Raw genomic sequence first — 22,810 nt, 5'->3', positions numbered from 1 at the left:
GAAATCCTTTTGTGTCTCGTTTCTTTAACGAGACACAAAAGATTGGAACGGATAGAGGGAAATAGCTCCTTATAAAAAGTAAATTCCAAATTATTTAAAATCCAAATTCCAAACTAAAAGGCTTCGACTTCGCTCAGCCGGACATGACTATATACAATAGATATAACGTTGCGCATAAGACGCACTGCTGTGCGTCTCTACAGAAAATTGGGACTTAAGTATAATTATACATATAATATGTATACAAAAACAAACCCGACAGGTTTTGAAAACTGTCGGGTTGTGAGATATCTTGTTTTAATAAATCAATCGAAGCGAATTGCTTTTACAGGAGAGATTTTTGTTATTATATAGGAAGGAATTAATAATACTAAGAAGCATACCGTGATGGTTAGTAAATTCAACAGGACTATATAACCCCAATTTAAATATACGGGAGCTTGGTTAACATAGTAGTTTTCGGGATTTAGATGAATGATTCCGAATTGCTGTTGAATTAACAACAATGTAATTCCTATTAAGTTGCCCCAAAACAACCCTCGAACGATTAGATAAAATGCATTGTATAGAAAAACTTTGCGGACTGTCCAGTTATTTGCTCCTAATGCTTTTAGGATTCCAATCATTTGCGTACGTTCTAAAATAAGAACGAGCAATGCTACTACCATATTAATTGTGGCAACCAAGATCATTATTGCAAGAATTACAATTATATTGAAATCGAAAAGCTGAAGCCAGTCAAAAATATAGCTATACTTTTCGGTAATTGTTTTTGTATCGAGATTTGAAGAGATTTGTTCGTAAATCTGATTTCCTGTTTCTTTAATCGTTGTAAAGTCTTTTACAAAAACTTCAAAAGCTCCAACTTGATCCGGAGTCCATTTGTTTATTCGCTGAATATGGCGAATATCTCCTATTATATATGTAGCGTCAAAATCCTGGAATCCTGAACTAAAAATTCCTGTGATTTTAAATCGGCGGCTGTTGGGCAGTTTTCCTTGTTCTTCTTTTATAAAGAAGGTGTTGAAACTGTCTCCTAATTTTAAATTCAATCGATCTGCAAGAAATCTTGAGATAATAACTTCTTCAGTTAGTGTTTTTGAAAAATCGGGTAATTTACCTTCTACTAAGTATTCTTTTATATTGTTCCAATTATAATCTGCTCCTACTCCTTTAAAAACAATTCCTTCAAAGGCATTTTCTGTTCTAATTATTCCGGCTTTGCTTGCTACTGCCTGAATATGGCTTACTTCTGGAACTGATTTGAAATTTGGATAAAAATCTTGTTTTTTAGAAATTGGGATTAAGGTTATCTCTGAATTATTGTTGTCATAATTCGAAATAATGATCTGACCGTTGAAAGCAGAAACTTTTTCGCGTATTTTTTGCTGCAACCCAATTCCAGTTGCAACAGAAACCATCATCATAATTATACCAATTGCAATTGCCGAAATAGCAATTTTAATAATTGGCGCCGATATACTGCTTTTGTAATCTTTTGCAGTGATGAGTCTTTTTGCTATAAAGTATTCTAGATTCAATTTAGGGTTCTGTTATGATTTATATTTCTTATCCTATTTCAGGTTATTCAAAAATACATTTAAAAAAGCGAAATGTATAATCTTAAAGTAACAATGCTATTTTAATTCTTAAAGTGGTAATTTCTTTTTCATTTCTTCTACTATATTATAAGCTGCGGGACAGATTGCAACATTTTTTAAAGTCAGATCAGCAATTTGATGGAACTTTTTACGATCTGTATGCGGAAATTCCCGGCAGGCTTTCGGCCTTACATCGTAAATCATACAATAATTCTCGCTATCCAGAAATGTACAAGGAACGCTTTTCAACACATAATCTTTGTCTTCATCAATACGAAGATACTGGTCGATAAATTGTTGTGGTTTTTGTCTGAAAGATTTTGATATTCTTTCAATATCTGCCAAAGTAAACAGAGGCCCAGTTGTTTTACAGCAATTGGCACATTGTAAACAATCCGTTTTTTTAAATTCGGCATCATGCAAGTCCTGCATAACGTAATCTAAATTCTTTGGCTGTTTCTTTTTCAGCTTATCAAAATACTTTTTGTTTTCGATATGCTTATCTTTGGCTAACTTATTTAAGTTATTTAAAATCTGTTTCAAGTTTAATATTTAAAGTTGAGCTGCAAAATTAAACAACTTTAAACTTGAAACCTTAAACTTTGAACTAAATTACGATGAAAGATCTTTTTGGGAAAGCGATGTATGATTTCCAGACTAATAATTCGCCCGAAGATATTATTACCGAAACTTCGATTTCTGAAGAAGATGAAATGAGTGTTGAATATTTGTTTCGTTCTTATAACGAGATGCCGAAAATTGAACAAAAAGCTTTACAATTAGCAACAGGAAAAACTTTAGATGTTGGATGTGGAGCCGGAAGCCACAGTTTGTCTTTACAAAATGACCGCAATTTAGATGTTATTTCTATCGACATTTCTGAAAAAGCAATTGAAACTTGTAAGCTTCGCGGTTTAAAAAATGCCAAAGTTGAAAACATATTAGATTTTGAAGGAGAAAAATTTGATACGATTATTTTGCTGATGAACGGAACTGGTATTTTTGGGAAATTAGAAAATTGCAATACGTATTTATCAAAACTAAAATCGCTTTTGAATTTAGGCGGGCAAATTTTAATTGACAGTTCTGATATCATTTATATGTTTGACGAAGACGAAGATGGCGGAAAATGGATTCCGTCTGAAACAGAGTATTACGGAGAACTTACTTTTACAATATCTTATAAAGGAGAAAAAGAAGACACTTTTGATTGGTTATATCTTGATTATAATACACTGCAGAATGCTGCTATTGCAAATGGATTAAAATGTGAATTAGTTACGGAAGGTGATCATTATGATTATCTGGCCCGACTTTCAATATAAATATTTTTTAATCATGGAAAATTTAGATTTAGAAAAATTAAAATACCCTATAGGAAAATTTGAAGTTCCTAAAGAATTCACCTCTAAATACATTTTAGATAGGATTGAAGAGATTTCGACTTTTCCAGAAAGGTTAAAAAAGGAGGTTACTCCTCTTAATGACGAACAATTAGACACTCCATATCGCCCTGAAGGCTGGACTGTTCGACAAGTAATTCATCATTGCGCCGAAAGTCACATGAATTGTTACATTAGATTAAAGTGGGCTTTAACAGAAAACAATCCAATTATAAAGCCTTATGACGAAAAATTATGGTCTGAACTGCCGGATAATTTAACGATGCCAATTGCTCCGACACTAAATTTATTAGAAGGATTGCATTTTAGATTATCTTATATAATGAGAAATTTATCTGAAGTTGATTTAGAAAGGTCATTTATTCATCCTGAAAATAATTCTGAGTATCGAATTCAACAAATTATTGGTATGTATGCCTGGCACGGAAATCATCATTTAGCACAGATTGTCAATTTAAAAAATCAGAAAAACTGGAAATAATAAAATGTTTCTTTTTTATACAGTGTGTATTTATTACATAAAAAAACCTCTTCTAAATTAGAAGAGGTTTTTTTATGATTTAAGGTATATTTAAATACTTGTGCGTTTGAAGTGAAACTCTCCATTTTGGATTATTCATTACATAATCTACAATCAGCGGAGTCATTTCTTCTTTTTTACTCCACTCTGGCTGAAGAAACAAAATGGCATTATCATTAACCAATTCTGCTTGCTCTTCTGCAAAAATAAAATCGTGCTTATTATAAATAATTACTTTTAGCTCATGCGCATTTGCGTAAACATCTGGAGTTGGAAGTTTGTTTTTCTTTGGCGAAAGACAAATCCAGTCCCAAGTTCCAGATAAAGGATAAGCTCCGGAAGTTTCAATATGAACTTTTAAGTTTTTATTTTTTAATTGCTGCGTCAATAGTGTCATGTCCCATGTAAGTGGTTCACCGCCGGTAACCACAACTGTATTGGCATAACTTGAAGCATTATTTACAATTACATCGATATTTGTTGGCGGATGCAGTTCTGCATTCCAGCTCTCTTTCACATCACACCAGTGACACCCAACATCACAACCTCCAATTCTAATGAAGTAAGCAGCGGTTCCGGTATGATATCCTTCGCCCTGAATGGTATAAAATTCTTCCATCAAAGGCAGCATGGCTCCTTTGTTTACTTCTAATTGTATTTCTTTTGGTAACATTATTTTAATTTAATGTGCAAAGATAGTCAATTAATTACGGAACAAAAAAACCGATAGTTCAAAGCGAACTATCGGTTTTAATAAATTAGTTTAAAAACTATATTATTTTAAAGCTTTCACAGATTGTGAAGCGTATGCATTTGCCGGATCTAAAACTAAAGTTTTATTAAAATATTCAATTGCTTTTGCTTTATCAGTGTTTGCATAACTTGCTCCGATACTGTTGTAAGCTTCTACGATTTTTTTAACTGTAGCTGGTTTTGCTAATTCTTCAGCACCTTTTGCAGTTGTTTTAGCAACGTACTCTTCGTAGTTTTTGATAATTAAATCATCTTTCTCTAACAAGTTGTTGATTCTTCCTTTGTATAAGTAAGCTTCGTCGTAAGTTGGAGATGCAACTAAAATTCTGTCAAAAGCAGCATCCGCTTTAGCTAACTGAGCAGCATCTGCAACAGCTCCACCAGTTTTATTAGCATTTGCGTAGTAAACAGAAATACCGTAGTAAACGTTATCATCTAAGTAATTCTTAGAGTCTTTATTGTTTGCACCGAATTCAAAGATAGAAGCAGCCTGAGCAAATTGTTTTTTACCAAATAAAGCTTTTCCTAAATCATTAAGTTCTTCAACTACTAATGGTTCTAATTCGATTGCTTTTTTGATATCTGCAAGACCAGCGTCAAATGAAGCCTGATCTACAGCACCTTCAGCATTTGTTCCTTTTTTGATTTTAGATAAACCTAAATATAAATAATCTCTACCAATTACTTTATTCGTTGGAGTTTTGATATAATCTTCGATAGATTTGATAGCTACATCAACATTTCCGTTTTCATAAGCAGCATAACCTAAATATCTAAAGATTCTAGGGTTTACTTTATCTTCAGCAATCATTTTGTTTGCTACAGTTTCTAAACTCTTGTAATCTTTTACCAAGATCAAGAAATCTGCGTGACGCATTTTAGAATCTAAAGAGTAATCTGTTAAGCTTAGGTATTTTTCGTAGTTAGTAATTGCGTTTTGCAAATTAACTTTAGCTGTAGAAGGTTTGTTTCTTCCCCATTTGTAATATGTTTCAGCTAATTCTCTGTAAACTGGACCATAATTTGGGTTCAAAGCGATAACTTCATTGAAAGATTTAATAGCTTCATCGTAAGATTTTGCTCCTTTCAATAAAACACCTAATTGCATTTTTGCTCTTAAAAGAGTTGGGTCTGCTGTAAAAGCATCACGATAAGCTTTGTAAGCATCATTTTGATTGTTAGCTCCATAATATGCATCTCCGATAGCCAAAAGTGCACTTGCATTTTGCGGTTCGATTAATAAAGCTTTTTTCAAACTTGCAACTGCATTTGTATAATCTGGATTTACAGAGTTCATGTAAGCTTTACCAATGTAAATGAATTCATCTACGTCTTTACGCTTAATATCTTTTGTTGCCAAAGCAAAGTTAGCTTGTGCACTAGCAGCGTTTTTATTATCAAGATCGATTTGACCTAAACCAATATAGTTTAAGTTTTTCTTATCTGATGCTTCAATTCCGTTTAAGTAATATATTTTAGCAGAATCAACAACACTCTGATTTAAGTAAATATTACCTAAAACAAAATTAGCTTCTCCATCAGAAGGTTTAGCTTTGATGATTGATTTAAGTAATGATTTTGCTTTTTGAAACTGTTCAGCATCGATTGCCTTTTTTGCTTCTTTAATGTCTTGCGCATTTGCAACAGAAGCTGTAGCAATCATAGCAAGACTAAAAATTTTAAATTTATTCATCTTTATAGTAATTAATTTATTCTTTATCGTTTATAATTTGACTTCTAATATTGAATTTTCTGCCTGGAGTCTTTACAGGCATTAACCCAGATTTCAAAACTATTCTTTGACCAATCTCACCAGCCATGAAAGAGGCAAGTCCCATTCCTAGTCCAGAATAACCCTGACAGTTTATAATAAACAAATCACGTGCCAAAGGATATTTGTTTAATGCTATGTTAGTTTGACTAGGGCTGTAATATTCATTATCATTTAACCCCTTAACACTTAAAACATCAATTTTCTTTATTGTCTCAACCATGTCCGGTGACGGCTGTGACAGCCAATTCACTCCAACAACACCAATCATTTCATCATTTTCTGAAACAAATTTAATAACTTCATCATTTGTTTTGAAAGAAAAAACACCTGCAGAAGGAAAATCTTTTACTTTTGCCAGTTCTTTCATATAGCGTACTGTGCTGGAATTTGGATTGTCAAAAACAACTCCTTTTATCTTAGAATCACCTTTACCCTGTAAAAAATCAATTACAGTTTTCAACGCAATTAATGTATCATTATTGTTCTTTTTTGCAATTAAGGCAATTCCATCAACTGCAAAAGGTGTAACTCTAGGTTTAATTTTACTTTTTTCGAATCTTCCTAATTCTTCATTAGTCAATTTTCTAGCTGTTACAACAACTTTAGCTTTCTTATTTAACAGGTCGTTAATAAGCTCCACTTCTGACTTTGGCTTAACCGTAATCTTAGCATCGTAATATGTCCCTTCAAAAACAGCAACCTGATCATCGACAATTTGCTTTATAGTTTCATCAACAGTAACATCAACTGATCCTTTTAAAATTGTTTCGTTTTCAGATTCATTTTTGCTTTTTTGGTTGCACATAACAAACAAAAAGACAAAAAGAACCAAACCAACAACTTTACTATATTTTAACATAATTACTCTGTATTAGAATTTATCAATCGCAGAAAACGTATTGCAGAATATACAATAAGTAATCCACCAAAAGCATATCTGTATTTAGGCTCCATATTTAAAGGAAGTTTTTCCCAAAACATAATCATTAAACCCAGCACAAGATATATTAAAAAAAACAGTATTCCTAAAACAAGAAGAAATCGCTCTTTGAGCGATTTCTTCTGAATATTATTAAGCATATCTTTTAACATTATTCTGCAGATTGAATAGTAATAGGTAAAGAGTAAAGAACCCTAACTTTTTTACCATTTTGCTCGCCGGGAGTCCATTTTGGACATTTTTTAAGAACACGAATTGCTTCTGCTCCTGTACCGTAACCGATATCCCTTAAAACTTTAATGTCGGTTAATGAACCGTCTTTTTCAACTACAAAAGTAACGTAAACTTTACCTTTTAGACCTTCTTCTTCCGGAGTCTTGTAATTATTTCCTACGAATTTGTAGAATTTATCCATCCCTCCAGGGAAATCAGGTTTTACTTCGATACCAGCTGTGTTGTATACACTGTTATCTTCTTCTACTACTTGAGAAACCGGCCCTGTACCTACTGGCTCATCTACAGTTAAAACTGCATCCGGATCTCCTTTGATAGTTTCAGAACCAACTTTTTTGTCTTTAAGTTCCTCAATTTTTGGAGGATCTTCAGTAACTTCATTTGCTTTAGCAACTACTGGTTTCACAAACTTCACCTGATCCACTTTTGGCGGTGGTGGTGGTGGTGGCGGTTGGTTAGGCTTTACTTCCTCTTTTTTAGGAGGTAATTTTACTGTAGCAATCTTAATATCTTTATTCTCTTCTTCTGTACTAGAATCTGGTAAAAAGCTAGCAATAAGAGGAGCTGCAACAGCAAAGCTAAAAATGATCGAACCTATGATAAGCGCTTTTACCGTAGTTTTGTTGTTCGATTTTCTTAACTCATATGCACCATATATCTTATTACGCCCTTCGAATACGATATCAAGCCACTGATTTTTAATTATATCTAATTTCATTTTTCTTGATTTTTAGGTTGAAGAAACTAGGATTACTCCGGTTGCTTATCGATCAATTTTGTCTCTTCTGGCGTAAACTCAGGAACAATTGCATAAGTCTCAACTTTAGCAATCGCCATTTCATCCAACATATCAACTAAATTGCGGTAAGTCGATTTTTTAGTTGGTTTAATAATAACGATGATTCCATTTTTAGGTTTTCCTATACTTGCAGAATATTCTAAAACTGATTTTTTTCTTTTAAGAACTTCTCTACGAATTCCGTCTTTACCATATGCGATATCTTTAGGTCCAGCAATAGGACTCGCTAATAATCCCATATAATAAACAATTTTATTATTTTCACCTAACATCACAGTCATTGTACGATTCTCATCTACTTTTACTGGAGGAGTATCGTCTTTTGGATCTTTATCTGGCAGCGACAAATCCATCGATTGAGGTTTTGACAACGATGTGGTTAACATAAAGAATGTGATCAATAAGAATGCCAAATCCACCATTGCCGTTAAATCGACTTTCGAATTTTGCTTTTTACTTCTTACCTTGCCACCTTTTCCGCCACCACCGTCGCCGGTATTTAATTCAGCCATTTTAGTGTATCTTTTTTAATTAAAAGTCTTTTCCTCTTGTACCTGTAACTAAGTTAAAGGAGTTGATTTTCTGATCTTGTAAAATATCCATAATCTTTTTGATTTGTGGATATTGTTCTTTTGCATCACCTTTTATTGCAATCTGCAATTCTTTATCATCAAGATCAATCGCAGCTCTTCTTGAAACCAAAAGCCATTCTTTTAATTGATTATCTAAAGAATCGATTGGAATACCAGGTTGATCCACTTTAGCTCTCTCTGATGCTTTCAGACCAATGATTTGTTTTAAACCTGTTACTGGAACACCGAAGTCATCCATTAATGCAAATTTAGTTTTATCATCTTCTGAAAAAGTCACTCCGAATTTTGCCCCCATTCCTTCAAGAGTTCTTTTACGAATCTCTCTACCTTTGATATCAAAAAACACTTTGCTTTTCCCTTCCTTATCTTTACCAATAGTAATAATTGCCAAATCTGCATCTGGTAATTTAGTTTGTACAGTAGAAGAAGGCATATCTACAGGAAGTGCTTCTGGCACCTTAGCAGTAGCGGTCAAAATAAAGAACGTAAGCAAAAGGAACGCAACATCACACATGGCAGTCATATCTGTCGATGTTGACTTTTTTTTCATTTTTATTTTAGCCATTCTCTTTTATTTTATTTTGATATAATTAATTATAATTATTAATATCAAAAATTAATTATTGTTTCAAACTTCCTCTGAATCTTCTGTAAGTATTCACGATTGTAGTACCAGCCTCATCGATAGAGTAAGTTAAATCGTCAATTTTAGCAGTAAAGAAGTTGTAAGAAACGATTGCTAAGATAGAAGTAGAGATACCTGTTGCAGTGTTGATAAGTGCCTCAGAAATACCAGTTGCAAGAGCAGCTTGATCTGGAGTTCCAGCAGAAGCTAACGCACCAAACGCTTTAATCATACCTGATACAGTTCCTAATAATCCTCCTAAAGTTCCTAATGATACTAAAGTAGAGATAATAGTCATATTTTTTTCTAACATTGGCATTTCTAATGAAGTTGCCTCTTCGATTTCTTTGTGGATTACTTCTGAAGCTTCTTCACTGTTGAAACCTTCTTTTTTAACGTCTTGATATTTAATCAAAGCAGATTTAATTGCGTTTGCAACTGAACCTTGTTGTTTGTCACATGAAGCGATAGCAGCCTCGATGTTTCCTTCTTTAATACTTCCTTGAACGCTTTTCATGAATTTGTCAAGGTTAGATTTTCCGGCAGCTTTACCGATAACAATGAATCTTTCAATTGAAAAAACAACAACCATTAAAAACATACCTAATAATACTGGTACAATAAATCCTCCTTTATAAACTTGTCCTAATGTATTGATTGGATGTCCAGTTTCAGGGTTACCTCCTTCGAAGTTAGATGCATCTCCCATGATTACTTTCCAAATAAACACCCCAACCAAAATACACGCAACAATAATGATTCCTGTAATCATCCCTCCTCCATTTGAAGTGCTTTCTTTTTTAACTTTAACGTTTGCCATTTTTTTAAATTTTAATAGTTTTAAATAATTTTTATTTTTTAGTTATATTTAACTTGTAGGGTAGCAAATTTATACGTTTAGTTTAAATAAAAAAACTTTTTTTAATTTTATTGAAGGAAATTTAACGTCAAATTAAAAAATATCTCATTAATTTGTCGCCATCATTTTTATGATAAAACAAAAAAAAAGGCGAATAATAAAAAAATTACAACGTTTTAGTGAATATTCAAACAATCTGTTGAAATCTTCTTAAAAAGCTGCGAATTTATTTTTTATGTTTATTTCAATCAAAAAAAGCATTTTCCTACTAAAAAAAAGATAGTTATTTTGTTAAAAAACCAAACAAAACCCTTATAATCATCTAAATTACAAATAAAAACATGAATAAAAAAGATAATTTCATTCAGGACATAAACAACGGTTATTCTGCTAAGGGCGACTCTATTATTTTGGGCGGTGCAATTTTAGATGGTGAAGCAATTGCTGAGGCTCACGTAAAAATTCCTTTAAAAACATTAAACCGCCACGGTCTTATTGCCGGAGCAACAGGAACTGGAAAAACAAAGACGATTCAGGTTTTTTCTGAGCAGTTATCAAATGCCGGAATTCCTGTTTTAATGATGGATATTAAAGGTGATTTTAGTGGTATTGCAAAAGAAGGAAAAGAGGAAGGTTTTATTACAGAGCGTCATGCTAAAATAAATATACCTTATAATGTAGCTGCATTTCCGGTTGAATTAATGTCGCTGTCTAAACAAAACGGAGTTCGTCTGCGTGCAACGGTTTCTGAATTTGGTCCGGTTTTATTTTCGAGAATTTTAGATTTAAATGATACGCAAGCCGGAGTTGTTGCTGTTATTTTTAAATATTGTGATGATAAACAAATGCCGTTGTTAGATTTAAAAGATATCAAAAAGGTTATCAATTATATTACCGAAGAAGGAAAAGAAGAAATCGCAGCCAGCTATGGCAAAATTTCAACTGCTACAACAGGAACAATTCTTAGAAAAATTATTGAACTGGAGCAGCAAGGCGGAGATTTGTTTTTTGGCGAATTGTCTTTTGAAACGGATGATTTAATGCGAATAGACAAAAACGGAAAAGGTTATGTAAATATAATCCGCTTGACGGATATTCAGGATAAACCAAAATTATTCTCCACTTTCATGTTAAGTCTTTTAGCAGAGATTTATCAAAAAATGCCGGAAAAAGGAGATGCAGAACAACCTGAACTGGTAATCTTTATAGACGAAGCGCATTTAATTTTTAATGAAGCCAGCAAAGCTTTATTAGAGCAAATTGAAACGATTGTAAAATTGATACGTTCAAAAGGTGTCGGAGTTTATTTTGTTACTCAAAACCCAATGGATGTTCCAAGTGGCGTTTTGGCACAATTAGGATTAAAGATTCAACATGCACTTAGGGCTTTTACAGCAAATGATCGTCAGGCGATTAAAAAAACAGCGGATAATTACCCAACTTCTCAATATTATAAAACTGATGAATTGCTGACAAGTTTAGGAATTGGAGAAGCTTTGGTAACAGCGTTAAATGAAAAAGGAGTTCCAACGCCGCTTGTTGCTACAATGATGCGTGCGCCGCAAAGTAGAATGGATATTTTATCGGCTTCAGAAATTGATGAAATAAACGGAAAATCGAAACTGGTTAAAAAATACGCTGAAGAAATTGACCGCGAAAGCGCCTTCGAAATCTTAACTAAAAAAATAGCCGATGCTAATGAAGCTGATGCTCAACAAGAAGAACAAGCTCCAACAAAATCTTCAAAATCAGAACCAAGCACAACAGAGGTTGTTACAAAATCTGTTCTTAAAGTGGTAACAAGTGCTACTTTTATAAGAGGTGTTTTTGGCGTTTTATCAAAATTCTTAAAAAAGTAAAAAGTATTAAACCATATAAGTGATATAAGTTCATTTAATTTATATGTCGAATTACAGTAAGTATCTAAATATCAAACCCGACAGATTTTAAAAATCTGTCGGGTTTAATTTTTATGCGTAAAGCATTTTATATTAACTTATATCACTTATATGGTTTAAAAAAATTATGCTTTTTGCAGTAAATCCAGGATTTTATTTTCAACTTCTGGTGAGTTCCAGATATTTTCTATGTTATCCAGTTTTAAAACTTCTTCCATAATTCCGTTTTGAAAATCTCCAATTGCAAGTGCTTCGGCATATGGACGGTCACTAAATGTAACGCGGCTGTAAAGCGGAATCCATTTATCCGGATGTTTATCTGAAAAAACTTTTTCTATTTTCTTTTGTAATAAGAATTTTTCATCTGCCGTTTTGGTACTCATTTCCATGAAATTTCGGTACGAAAGTTCCGCAATTGCATCGGCATTTGGTTTACGTGAAATTTGATATTCAGCGAAAATCTTTTTCCAGTCGTTTCCAAATTTCTCAATCATTTCGTTCAGAACTGTAATATCTTCAAAACCAGCATTCATTCCTTGTCCGTAAAACGGAACAATGGCGTGGCAGGCATCTCCAATCAAAGCAATTTTATTTTCGTAAGTCCACGGAAAACATTTCATGGTTACCAAAGTACTTGTTGGGTTTTTAAAGAAATCATTTGCCAGTTCCGGAATCACTTCAATCGAATCCGGGAAATTTTTCTCAAAGAAATCTTCCACCATTTTACGATCTGTAAGCGACTCAAAAGAATTTGCTCCTTCAAAAGGCATAAATAATGTGCAGGTAAAACTTCCGTCAAGATTAGGAAGTGCAATTAACATGTACTCTCCTCTCGGCCAAATATGAAATGAATTTTTATCTAATTTATGAGTTCCGTCAGCATTTGCCGGAATATTCAATTCCTTATAACCCATATTTAAAAATTCCTGAGAATAATTAAACATGCTCTGACGCTGCATTCTGTGGCGGATTCTCGAAAAAGCTCCATCGGCACCAAAAACCATATCGTATTTTCGTTCTTCCCACTCTCCTCTTTCACTTTCGCCAATATGCAAAGTTGCATCACTCAGCGTTACATCCCAGATTTTTTGTTCAAAATGAAATTCGGCTCCGGCATTTTCGGCTAAATCAATCATTTTACGGTTTAGCTTTCCTCTGGAAATCGAATAAATCGATTCGCCTTCCTGTCCATAATTCTGAAAATTGAGTTTATCGACTAAATGGATAGCACGTTTATCCATAGGAATTGCAATTTCCCGAACCGCATCTCCTATTCCAACACCGTCAAGCGCTTTCCATCCACGATTAGACATTGCAAGGTTAATAGAACGGCCAGAAAAATTTATTTTTCGAATATCAGGGCTGCGATCATAAACATGAACTGTGTGACCTGCTTTTTTAAGATAAATTGCCAACAGCGATCCTACAAGTCCAGAACCTACAACAGCAATTTTTAGTGAAGTTTGCATCGGGGAAAATCTAATATATAAGATCGTAAAAATAAGTAATAATTGTACATAAGCTTTAAATTACAACAAATATTTAACCTTAAACACCAATATTTAGCTGGGCATCTACAACCATTTTCATAACAAATTCCTGTTTTATTAGATTTATTTAGATTTTCTAAAGAAGTAATTTCGTTTAAAGAAAAATCTTAAATGAGGAAAAAATCTCGCAAAGTCGCAAAGGGGCAAAGTTTTTTAAAACAATAATAAGCTACTGTTTGTCATTTCGACGAAGGAGAAATCTCCACGAGTAACTCCGCAACGAGAATCTAATCTTTGTCGAGCTTCATGCGGAGATTTCTCCTTCGTCGAAATGACATAAAATGAAAAAAACCTTTGCGTCTTCGCGACTTTGCGAGAAACCCTCTCCAGCATTAAAAAAACTTAATTCAAAAAGACATTAATAAACCAGCCACAATGAACAGCGAAATTTTACAATCAGAAATCATTTTAGAAAATGAAAAAGTATTATTAATTCCGTTTGAGAATGAAAGAAACATCGAGCTCAAAGAAATTATTTTTGATGACGAAATCTGGAAATATATGGGAATGTATGTTCGCAACGATCAGGATTTCGAAAATTACATTCAAAGCACCTTAAAACAAAAAGCAGACGGAATTTGTTATCCATTTCTTATTATAGACAAAGCTTCAAATAGAGTGGCCGGAAGTACCCGTTATGGCTATTTAAATCATGCGAGCCAAAAATGTGAAATTGGCTGGACTTGGTACGGGAAAGATTTTCAGCGAACTGGTTTAAACAAAGCCTGTAAATATGAATTATTGAAATTTGGCTTCGAAAATATTCAATTTAAAAGAATACAATTCAGCGCTGATCTTGAAAATTTAAGATCGCAAAGAGCGATTGAAAACTTGGGGGCTTTAAAAGAAGGTTTATTTAGAAATAATTATATCGATTCTGAAGGAAACAGTAAAGACGATGTTTATTATAGCATAATATTAGAGGAATGGCAGCATACTAAGCGAGATTATTTTGGAGAGTTCAATTAGAAAATTATTAATTTAGCTTCGAATTAAAATTACAAACCAAAGACCAAACATGGAAAATATTAGTCTTGCAATTTCTTTATTTGGATTTGCTTTAGTTTGGTTTGTCACTCTTATTTATCCTCCGGCTCATGTAATACTGCGAAAGAAAAAAAATTATAATCGGCTTTTTTACTTTTCAATTCTATCAGTACTGCTTTCAATACTTGTTTACAATAATGAAATGCCTCAAAACAGAAAAGAAACATCTTTTTTAGCCTTATATCTTCTATTTTTTTTGTTGATGTATAGATACTTTGACAATTATATTTTAAAAAGAAATAATCGTAATTTATATTTTAAAATCAAATACAATTCTGTTTGGAACAATGAAGAATCTGATGAAGCAAGTTCAATTGAAGAATGGTTTCAATTTTCATTAACTATTTTACCTATCATATTATGTTATGCATTAAAATATTTAGTTTTAGATCTATTAATAAATATTACTTTTAAATAAAATCTGGCCAAAAAATGAACCTCTACTCAGAACATTACGTAACTCCAAAAGCTGAAAGGTTCGTCAATAAAATTTGGTGTTTAGACAACAGCATCGGCGAAAGCCTGATTGAAAATAAACTCGTTTTACCAAACGGCTGTTTTAATCTTGCCATTGTAACTGGGAATGCTATAGAAGTTCATACGAGTAAAAATAAATACGAAATGAACGAAGGTGTTTACTTTTGTTCGCAAATGACCAATAAAGTTTTGGTGAATATTCAGCCGAAAACCAAAGTTACTATAATACAGCTTCATACATGGACGCTTTCAATGTTTCCGAAATATGATTTAAGTAATTTTACAGATTCTATTCTTAAAATTAATCCTGAAGAATTGCCTTTTAAAGTTCAAATTGATGCTGAAATTGAAACTTTATTGAACACCATAAATGTTTATTTTGAAGAATTATCGGTTCTACATTCGGATAAAAATATAATCGAAAAAATCTGCGAAATCATTAAAAATCAGGAAGAAATTTCGGTTTCAGAAATTAGTTCTGATTTAAAATCATCGCAACGATTGCTGCAAATTAAATTTAAAACCGCAACTGGACTTACAATTAAAAAATACATTCAAATTTTGAAGTTCAGGAAATCGGTTGATCAAATGGTAAATTCTGATTTAGAAAAACTAAAACTAACCGATGTTGCATTGTACAACAAATATTTTGATCAATCGCATTTTATAAAAAAGTTTAAAGATGTAACGAAAACAACGCCAAAGATGTTTGATCCCAATTCGTATTTTCTTTCGCAAAAAAGGTAAGTTTTCGCTTTTATACTATTTTTCATATTTTGATTGATGTAATATTGCAAATCATTAATCATCAATCAATCACAATGAAAATCAATCACACTTTTTTTCAATTAAAGTTTATTTTAATTGGAATTTTACTTTTTCAGATCCAATTTGGATTTTCTCAGGAAACCGAAAACTCGGCTTTGTACAAAACCATTATATCAAAAGACAGTCTTCTTTTTAATATTGGTTTCAACACTTGCAACATCAAGCAATTTGAAGATTTATTAACTGACGATTTTGAGTTTTTTCACGACAAAGACAGTATTTCAGACAAAGCTCGATTTTTAAAAACTCTAAAAAGCGGATTATGCGGATCGCCGACAACGTATCAATCACGAAGAGAATTAGTTGACGGAAGCACCGAAATTTATCCAATGTACAAAAAAGGTGTTTTGTATGGTGCGATACAAATAGGAACACATCGTTTTTATGAAACTTCGGCTGGAAAACCGGAACAATTTGGAAGCATAGCAAAATTTACCCACGTTTGGCTTTTAAAAAACAAAGAGTGGAAATTAGCCCGATCGCTTAGTTACAATCATCAAATGACAAGTTCTGCACAAACGAAATCAAACCTTCTTGATAATGACGATTTAACCGAAAAATGGCTGAAAGAAAACAAAGTACCAGCCCTTGGAATCGGCATTATTACAGATGGGAAACTGAAACAGGTAAAAGTTTTTGGCGAACTAAAAAAAGGTGTTACCGCGCCATATAATACCATTTGGAACGTCGCTTCTTTAACAAAATCTATTACTGCAATTACTACTCTAAAATTAGTGAGTTCAGGAAAATGGGATCTTGACGAGCCGCTTTATAAATACTGGACTGATCCTGATATTGCAAATGATCCAAATTTAAAATTATTGACTACGAGAATTGTTTTAAGCCATCAAACCGGTTTCCCAAACTGGCGATTTTTAAACGAATCTAAAAAACTGGATTTCAAATTCAAACCCGGAACAAAATATCAATATTCTGGCGAAGGTTTTGAATACCTGCGAAAAGCGTTAGAGAAAAAATTCCATAAAACATTAGAACAATTAGCGTCTGAATTGGTTTTTGAACCAATAAAAATGAATGATTCGCAGCTTATCTGGAATGATAAAATTGATCTTTCTAGATATGCCATTAATTATGATAACAAAGGAAATGCGTATGAACCGGTTAAGAATAAAACTGCAAACGCCGCCGACGATTTATTAACGACTATTGAAGATTATGGAAAATTTCTTTGCAGCGTTTTAAACGGCGATGGCTTGAGTAAAAAAGTGTTTGACGATATGAACGCGCATCAGGTGACAACTAAAAAAGATAAATATTTTGGTCTTGGTTTTGAGATTTATGATTTCGGAAACGGAGAATATGCTTTATCACACGGAGGCGCAGATCAGGGTGTTCAAACGCTGTTTTTTATACTTCCAAAAACAAAACAAGGTCTTATTATTTTTACCAATGTTGATGACGGTTATAAAGTATACAAAGATTTACTCTTGCATTATCTTGGCGAAAATGGGCAAAAACTAATCGATATTGAAACGAAGTAATTTCACTGAAAATCAATATTATAAAACTAAAGCTATGCCAAAAATGATCAACATATTAGTTCTCTTTATGCTATTTTTAAAAAGAGAAGCTATCGCGCAAACCAATTCAGAGATTTTAAAAATGGATCTTTTAAAAACTGAAATTATTAAAATGGACAGTTTACTTTTTGATGTTGCATTCAATCAATGCGATGCTGCTCTATTCAAAAAAATAATTTCAGAAGATGTTGAGTTTTACGATGACCGCTCTGGATTGAATATATCTCAGGCAAATGAAATCAAATCGCTGATTTCAAAATGTGAGAGCCCGAAAAAATTAACTCGAAAATTAAACTCTTGTACAATTGATAAATTAGGCGATTTTGGAGCTGTACAATTAGGAGAACACACTTTTTATGTTGACGGCGTTCCAAAAGGAACCGGGAAATTTGTTCATATTTGGGAAAGGAATGGTAAAGATTGGAAATTGAAACGAATTGTGAGTTACGAGCATAGACCTTATAAAACTAACCCTTAGTTAATACTCAAATTCTTTTTTAGTAAATGAATGAAAAAAATCGATGAATGTTGAAACCAAATTGTAATTCAATCGTCTAACATTTTAAGCATCCGAATTTATTCAAGTAAAAAAAATCGTACTTTCGATTTCATTTTTATTGAATATCTAATTGTTAGAAGTTTCAATCATCAATCAAAACGCATCATTCATTAACTAAACCCATAACCAGGATTATGAAAAAATCAATCAAACTAATCGCACTCTGCGCAATACTATCGTTTTTTACAATAACTACTTTTGCGCAGGATAAAGCAAAACAAATCGAAGATCTTTTAGCTAAATACACTGAATACGGACAATTTAACGGATCTGCGTTAGTAGCAGAAAACGGAAAAGTAATCTTTAAAAAAGGTTTTGGTTTAGCTAATATGGAATGGAATATTCCAAATCAACCTGATACTAAATTTAGGTTAGGTTCTATCAGCAAACAATTTACGGCGTTTTTAATTGTAAAACTGGCTGAAGAAGGAAAAGTAAAACTTGATGTTCCAATCACAACTTATTTACCGGATTATCCAAAAGAAAACGGTGATAAAATCACGATTCATCATTTGTTAACGCATACATCCGGAATTCCAAATTATACTTCTGTACCAAACTTTCTTAGAGAAAAAAGCCGTAATCCAAGTACTCCTGAAGAGTTTGTAAAAACGTTTAATAAACTTCCTCTGGATTTTAAGCCAGGCGAAAAATTTAGTTATAGCAACTCAGGTTACTTTTTATTGGGTTACATTATCGAAAAAATTACAGGAAAAACATACGAGCAATATTTACAGGAAACTATCCTTACACCTTTAAATCTGGTAAATACAGGTTTTGACCATAGCGAAGTTATACTTAAAAACAGAGCTGCCGGTTATGAAAAACAAGGCAAAAACTATGTTAACGCTTCTTTTATTGACATGAGTATTCCGTATGCTGCAGGATCTTTATATTCAACTGTAGAAGATTTATATCTTTGGGATCAGGCACTTTATGGCAATAAAATACTTTCAGAAAAATCAATGGAATCTTTATTTAAATCTTACATCTCGTCTGGAAATGAAGGTTATGGATACGGATGGTTTTTATCTGAAGAGAAAATTGGTGGTAAACAATATAAAATTATAGAGCACGGCGGCGGAATTAACGGATTTAACACCATCATTTCCCGCGTGCCTGCTGATAAAAATTTAGTTGTTTTACTGAACAATACCGGCGGAACAGTTTTAGGCGAAATGAATGAAGCCATTCGTAATATTCTATACAACCAGCCATACAATCAGGCAAAAAGATCAATGGCTCTTGAACTTTTAGAAGTTTTTAAAACCAAAGGAACAACCGCTGGCGTAGATACTTATAAGAAATTGAAAAACGATTCAACTTATGGTATTAAGGAAGGTGACATGAATAATGTTGGCTACCAATTATTGCAAACTGGAAAAAAGAAAGAAGCCATAGAAATTTTTAAAATTAATGTAGAAGCTTTTCCAAAATCTGGAAATGTTTATGATAGTTTGGGCGAAGCTTATTTAGCCGATGGAGATAAAAAACTGGCTTTAGCCAATTATTCAAAATCTGTTGAACTTGATCCTTCAAATGAAAATGGAAAAAAGGTAGTAGAAGAACTTTCAAAAAATAAATCAAAATAATTTTTAGAAAATCTCTTAAATCAACTCCGATAAAATCGATTCAAAATCTTTTTTATCGGAGTTCTTTTTGTTATAACTTGTAACATTCAAACTTGATGATTTATCATAAAAAATATTATTTTAGCCGTACCCAAAACAACTAAAATAACCTATGAAAAATCTAAAAAAGCACGCTTTTCTGGCTTTATTTCTATGCCTTTTAATTCCAACTATTTGTATTTCGCAGACAAATTCTCCATCTGCAAAAATGCCCTCACAGCAAAATAAAATCATAATTGATAAAATCGTCGAAGCGGCTCATTACAAAAATTATGTAATTGATTATTGCCTTTCTAAAATAAATGAAGCTTCGGCAAAAGAAGGCTGGAATGAACAAAAAGCAATGGAAATTACGGAAAGCATCAATTACAAAAATTTCAGGGATGCGATCTACAACCTTTTTGTTGTATATGATGAAGTTGAACTGGAAACTTTGCTAAAAGCATACGAGAAAGACACTGCCTATCAAACCCAAAATATTATGACGACAAGTAAAGTCCTTACTAATAACCTGAATATTTTTGCTAATGATATTGTTAAAGGGAAGTATATTTCGAAGTAAAAAAGTGACTAAGTTTCTAAGACACTAAGATTCTGAGTTTTCTTAAAGTCTCAACATCTTTGTCAAAGTTTAAAACTTTGACAAAGATTTCGCAACACAAAACTTAAAACCTGAAACTTGAAACAAAACAAACTATCCTTTCGGTTTCAAAACCAGTTTAGTCGACGTTTTTATAATTTCCTCTTTATTCAATTTCATTTTTCTAAACTTTCCGGCGTTGTACATTTCTGCCTGATCGCTGTAATGTTTACTGAACGGATTTCCTGATTGTCCTGTTGGCAGAATACTCCAGCTGTTTTCAATATCTGAGAAATCTACAATTCTTCTGGTTGAAGGACCGCCTTTTACATAATACTTTCCTTCATTATTTAGTCCAAAGAATAAATTATTGATAACTTCATTTGATCCCGGCGAAGCAAAAGGCCCAACATTAAATAATCCGCGAAGTGCGGCCACTTTTCCTAACGGATGCTCGTGTTCAACGGTATGAACTTCTCCCCATTTCCAATCAGTAATTTTGGTTCCTAATTGTTTTTGAAGATCTGAAATCGCTTCATGAAAAGATTTTGAAACGATGTCTTTTCTGGTTTCTTTTACATTTTTGGTTTTGATATTATCCCACCAAACCGAATTTTCATTTTTAACCTGATTGGCGATAACCTGTTTCCCAACAGAAATTCCCAAAAACATATTAAAATTGTCTTCGCCCATTTCGTCTTCAAAAGTATTCTTCAGATAAAGATAAATCCATTTATTATAAATCGTTGGCGCAACATCTTCCAGGTTTGTAGTTCCTTTCCAGGATTTTAAAACTTTTATCGCTTCTTTTTCTGATGCCGAAATAGAAGTAAGATCAATATTCGAAATTAGGTTTTGAACCGTTCCAACTGCAACTTCCGATGTATTATCGTAAATCATTTTACTGATCGCTTCTTTATCCCAATCTGATTTTGCATCCATTAAACAAGAAATTCTTTTCGCACGATCTTCGGGCAGATAATATCCCGGATATAAATAACCATCAATTGGTTCCGGCTGATTATTGGCAGAATATACATACCCCCATTTCGGATTTTCAGCCGATGGGTTTTTAGAAAAATCTAAATATTCTACAATATCATCTTTCCCACTTGAACCGTCTAAAATTAAATGTGTATTTACCCCTTTGTTATGTTTATATAATTTCCCTGTCGCCCACCAACCTACATTTCCTTTGGCATCGCCGTACATCACATTCAATCCCGGCGCAGCAATTAAGCTCGCGGCTTTTTTAAAATCGTCTTTGTTTTTAGCATGTGAAAGACCATAAGCAGCATCCAGAATTTGAATGGGCTGATGCGTGTAAGTCCACAACATTGCAATTGGATTTTTACGATCCAATCGTTCCAGCAAATCATTCATAATTGGTCCGTGTATGCTTGACTTAATCGTCAGCACAACATCCGAAGTATCTTTTACTTTAATTGTTTTTTTTCTGATTTCGTAATCCGCAAAACCTGTTGGTGTTTGATATTGATTAGAATCACCATCTTTATTTTTTTCCTGATAAAAATCGATGTCATCATTTTCAAACATTGTTAAACCATAGGCATAATCGCGATTGTGCGCCAATAACGGAAACGGAGTTCCGGCCAGATAACAGCCATACAATTCATGTTTCGGCGTCACGATATGCGCTTCGTACCAAGTGGCAGGCTGAGAAAACCCAATATGCGGATCATTGGCAAAAATTACTTTTCCGCTCTTTGTTTTGTGCGGTCCCGCAACCCAGCTGTTACTCCCTATAAATGGCGGAATTGGTGATTTGTCCAACAACGCCGTAATTGATTTTGAAACAGCAGTATAATCTTCAATATTTTCTTTTGAACTTTTGATCTGCGTCGTATTGAATTCGCCTTCAATCCCTAAATCTTTCAAATATTCGACTCCATATTTATTTTTAATATCAGTCAATAAGGGATCTGTTTTTTGAGCCATTGCAAAACTAAAAGACATATATCCGAAGATATTGTAAACATCTTTTATTGTGAATTTTTCTTTTTTTACGCCGACCAATGTAAACTCAATTGGTGTTGTTCCTTCTTCTAAATATTGATTAATTCCGTCCAGATACGCTTGTGTCAATTTATAACTTTCGGTGTTTTTATCTAATTTGGCAATGGCTTTCGCCGAAGCTTCTTCGATACCAATTCCGGCAAAAAACTTATCATTTTTAAGCGCAACAGATCCGAAGATTTCCGATAATTTTCCCGGAGCAATTCTTCGAAGCAATTCCATCTGCCATAATCTTTCCTGAGCATGAACATACCCAAGCGCCGTCATGGCATCTTTTTCAGAATCGGCATAAATATGAGGAACTCCATATTCATCAAAATATACCGTGGTTTCTTTCTCGAGATTCTTTAATTCTAATTCTCCTTCATACTTGGGTTTCAAATGAAAAATATAAGCACATAAACCTATTCCAAGTACGACAATAAACAGCACTAAAACCAACAGAATTTTTTTAAATCTTCTCATATTTTGCAAAAAGTATAAACCGTAATGTTTGTAAAATGATGTAACCAAAATGAAGAATAATGTAATAATCCTCCTTTTTTAAAGCCTAAATTTATG

22 protein-coding genes are annotated in these 22,810 nt (G+C 33.0%); 10 read left to right on the top strand and 12 right to left on the bottom strand.

Annotation, left to right across the window (positions count from 1 at the left end):
- Positions 1 to 305: 305 nt before the first annotated feature.
- Both ACODSB_RS20455 and ACODSB_RS20450 read right to left on the bottom strand, forming a co-directional pair.
- Complete coding sequence (locus ACODSB_RS20455; RefSeq protein ID WP_180856828.1) at positions 306 to 1,541, bottom strand: ABC transporter permease; 1,236 nt, start codon at positions 1,539 to 1,541, stop codon at positions 306 to 308.
- Positions 1,542 to 1,649: 108 nt separating this feature from the next.
- Positions 1,650 to 2,144, bottom strand: a complete 495-nt coding sequence (locus ACODSB_RS20450; protein WP_053472553.1) for a YkgJ family cysteine cluster protein — start codon at positions 2,142 to 2,144, stop codon at positions 1,650 to 1,652.
- Positions 2,145 to 2,218: 74 nt separating this feature from the next.
- On the opposite strand from ACODSB_RS20450, the gene ACODSB_RS20445 reads away from it, so the two are divergent.
- Both ACODSB_RS20445 and ACODSB_RS20440 read left to right on the top strand, forming a co-directional pair.
- Positions 2,219 to 2,926, top strand: coding sequence for a class I SAM-dependent methyltransferase (locus ACODSB_RS20445; RefSeq protein ID WP_488938378.1), 708 nt, complete (start codon positions 2,219 to 2,221; stop codon positions 2,924 to 2,926).
- A gap of 13 nt (positions 2,927 to 2,939) precedes the next feature.
- A complete protein-coding gene (locus tag ACODSB_RS20440; protein WP_488938377.1) occupies positions 2,940 to 3,485 on the top strand; it encodes a YfiT family bacillithiol transferase in 546 nt (181 codons plus the stop codon).
- Positions 3,486 to 3,564: 79 nt separating this feature from the next.
- Here the strand turns inward: ACODSB_RS20440 and ACODSB_RS20435 are convergent, their stop codons facing one another.
- The 8 genes from ACODSB_RS20435 to ACODSB_RS20400 all read right to left on the bottom strand — a co-directional run bounded on the left by ACODSB_RS20435 (position 3,565) and on the right by ACODSB_RS20400 (position 10,062).
- Positions 3,565 to 4,197: a 7-carboxy-7-deazaguanine synthase QueE gene (locus ACODSB_RS20435; protein WP_488938376.1), complete on the bottom strand. Its 633-nt coding sequence runs from the start codon at positions 4,195 to 4,197 to the stop codon at positions 3,565 to 3,567.
- A gap of 102 nt (positions 4,198 to 4,299) precedes the next feature.
- Entirely contained in the window at positions 4,300 to 5,970 is a 1,671-nt protein-coding gene (locus ACODSB_RS20430; RefSeq protein ID WP_053472549.1) for a tetratricopeptide repeat protein, read from the bottom strand.
- 16 nt (positions 5,971 to 5,986) lie between these two features.
- Positions 5,987 to 6,910, bottom strand: coding sequence for a PstS family phosphate ABC transporter substrate-binding protein (locus ACODSB_RS20425; protein ID WP_488938375.1), 924 nt, complete (start codon positions 6,908 to 6,910; stop codon positions 5,987 to 5,989).
- Between the two features lie 2 nt (positions 6,911 to 6,912).
- Positions 6,913 to 7,143 carry a hypothetical protein gene (locus ACODSB_RS20420; RefSeq protein WP_053472547.1) on the bottom strand — a complete coding sequence of 77 codons (231 nt, stop codon included), beginning with the start codon at positions 7,141 to 7,143 and terminating at the stop codon, positions 6,913 to 6,915.
- Positions 7,143 to 7,943, bottom strand: a complete 801-nt coding sequence (locus tag ACODSB_RS20415) for an energy transducer TonB (RefSeq protein ID WP_488938374.1) — start codon at positions 7,941 to 7,943, stop codon at positions 7,143 to 7,145. Before ACODSB_RS20415 ends, ACODSB_RS20420 begins: the two co-directional genes overlap by 1 nt.
- 32 nt (positions 7,944 to 7,975) lie before the next feature.
- On the bottom strand, positions 7,976 to 8,536 hold the full coding sequence (locus ACODSB_RS20410) for an ExbD/TolR family protein (protein WP_488938373.1): 561 nt from the start codon (positions 8,534 to 8,536) through the stop codon (positions 7,976 to 7,978).
- Between the two features lie 19 nt (positions 8,537 to 8,555).
- Positions 8,556 to 9,182 carry an ExbD/TolR family protein gene (locus ACODSB_RS20405; protein ID WP_488938372.1) on the bottom strand — a complete coding sequence of 209 codons (627 nt, stop codon included), beginning with the start codon at positions 9,180 to 9,182 and terminating at the stop codon, positions 8,556 to 8,558.
- 55 nt (positions 9,183 to 9,237) lie between these two features.
- Entirely contained in the window at positions 9,238 to 10,062 is an 825-nt protein-coding gene (locus ACODSB_RS20400) for a MotA/TolQ/ExbB proton channel family protein (protein WP_053472543.1), read from the bottom strand.
- A gap of 380 nt (positions 10,063 to 10,442) precedes the next feature.
- Between ACODSB_RS20400 and ACODSB_RS20395 the strand changes: the two genes are divergently transcribed.
- A complete protein-coding gene (locus ACODSB_RS20395) occupies positions 10,443 to 11,960 on the top strand; it encodes a helicase HerA-like domain-containing protein (RefSeq protein ID WP_488938371.1) in 1,518 nt (505 codons plus the stop codon).
- Between the two features lie 164 nt (positions 11,961 to 12,124).
- Here ACODSB_RS20395 and ACODSB_RS20390 read toward each other — a convergent pair whose 3' ends face one another.
- Complete coding sequence (locus ACODSB_RS20390) at positions 12,125 to 13,468, bottom strand: FAD-dependent oxidoreductase (RefSeq protein WP_488938370.1); 1,344 nt, start codon at positions 13,466 to 13,468, stop codon at positions 12,125 to 12,127.
- Positions 13,469 to 13,924: 456 nt separating this feature from the next.
- Between ACODSB_RS20390 and ACODSB_RS20385 the strand changes: the two genes are divergently transcribed.
- The 7 genes from ACODSB_RS20385 to ACODSB_RS20355 all read left to right on the top strand — a co-directional run bounded on the left by ACODSB_RS20385 (position 13,925) and on the right by ACODSB_RS20355 (position 20,194).
- The gene (locus tag ACODSB_RS20385; protein ID WP_488938369.1) at positions 13,925 to 14,518 is read left to right on the top strand and encodes a GNAT family N-acetyltransferase; all 594 of its coding nucleotides are present in this window, start codon (positions 13,925 to 13,927) and stop codon (positions 14,516 to 14,518) included.
- A gap of 49 nt (positions 14,519 to 14,567) precedes the next feature.
- Positions 14,568 to 15,014, top strand: a complete 447-nt coding sequence (locus ACODSB_RS20380) for a hypothetical protein (RefSeq protein ID WP_488938368.1) — start codon at positions 14,568 to 14,570, stop codon at positions 15,012 to 15,014.
- Between the two features lie 14 nt (positions 15,015 to 15,028).
- Positions 15,029 to 15,820, top strand: coding sequence for a helix-turn-helix domain-containing protein (locus ACODSB_RS20375; protein WP_488938367.1), 792 nt, complete (start codon positions 15,029 to 15,031; stop codon positions 15,818 to 15,820).
- Between the two features lie 74 nt (positions 15,821 to 15,894).
- Positions 15,895 to 17,403 carry a serine hydrolase domain-containing protein gene (locus ACODSB_RS20370; protein ID WP_488938366.1) on the top strand — a complete coding sequence of 503 codons (1,509 nt, stop codon included), beginning with the start codon at positions 15,895 to 15,897 and terminating at the stop codon, positions 17,401 to 17,403.
- Positions 17,404 to 17,446: 43 nt separating this feature from the next.
- Positions 17,447 to 17,920 (top strand): nuclear transport factor 2 family protein, encoded by a 474-nt coding sequence (locus tag ACODSB_RS20365; RefSeq protein WP_488938365.1) that lies wholly within the window; start codon positions 17,447 to 17,449, stop codon positions 17,918 to 17,920.
- A 215-nt stretch (positions 17,921 to 18,135) separates the two neighbouring features.
- Positions 18,136 to 19,593, top strand: coding sequence for a serine hydrolase (locus ACODSB_RS20360; RefSeq protein WP_488938364.1), 1,458 nt, complete (start codon positions 18,136 to 18,138; stop codon positions 19,591 to 19,593).
- A gap of 151 nt (positions 19,594 to 19,744) precedes the next feature.
- Positions 19,745 to 20,194, top strand: a complete 450-nt coding sequence (locus tag ACODSB_RS20355; RefSeq protein ID WP_053472536.1) for a hypothetical protein — start codon at positions 19,745 to 19,747, stop codon at positions 20,192 to 20,194.
- Between the two features lie 132 nt (positions 20,195 to 20,326).
- Here ACODSB_RS20355 and ACODSB_RS20350 read toward each other — a convergent pair whose 3' ends face one another.
- On the bottom strand, positions 20,327 to 22,714 hold the full coding sequence (locus ACODSB_RS20350; protein WP_488938363.1) for a penicillin acylase family protein: 2,388 nt from the start codon (positions 22,712 to 22,714) through the stop codon (positions 20,327 to 20,329).
- Positions 22,715 to 22,810: the final 96 nt, after the last annotated feature.

This window comes from Flavobacterium sp. FG68 (assembly GCF_057808895.1).
This window is presented reverse-complemented; position numbering and strand designations above follow the sequence as displayed.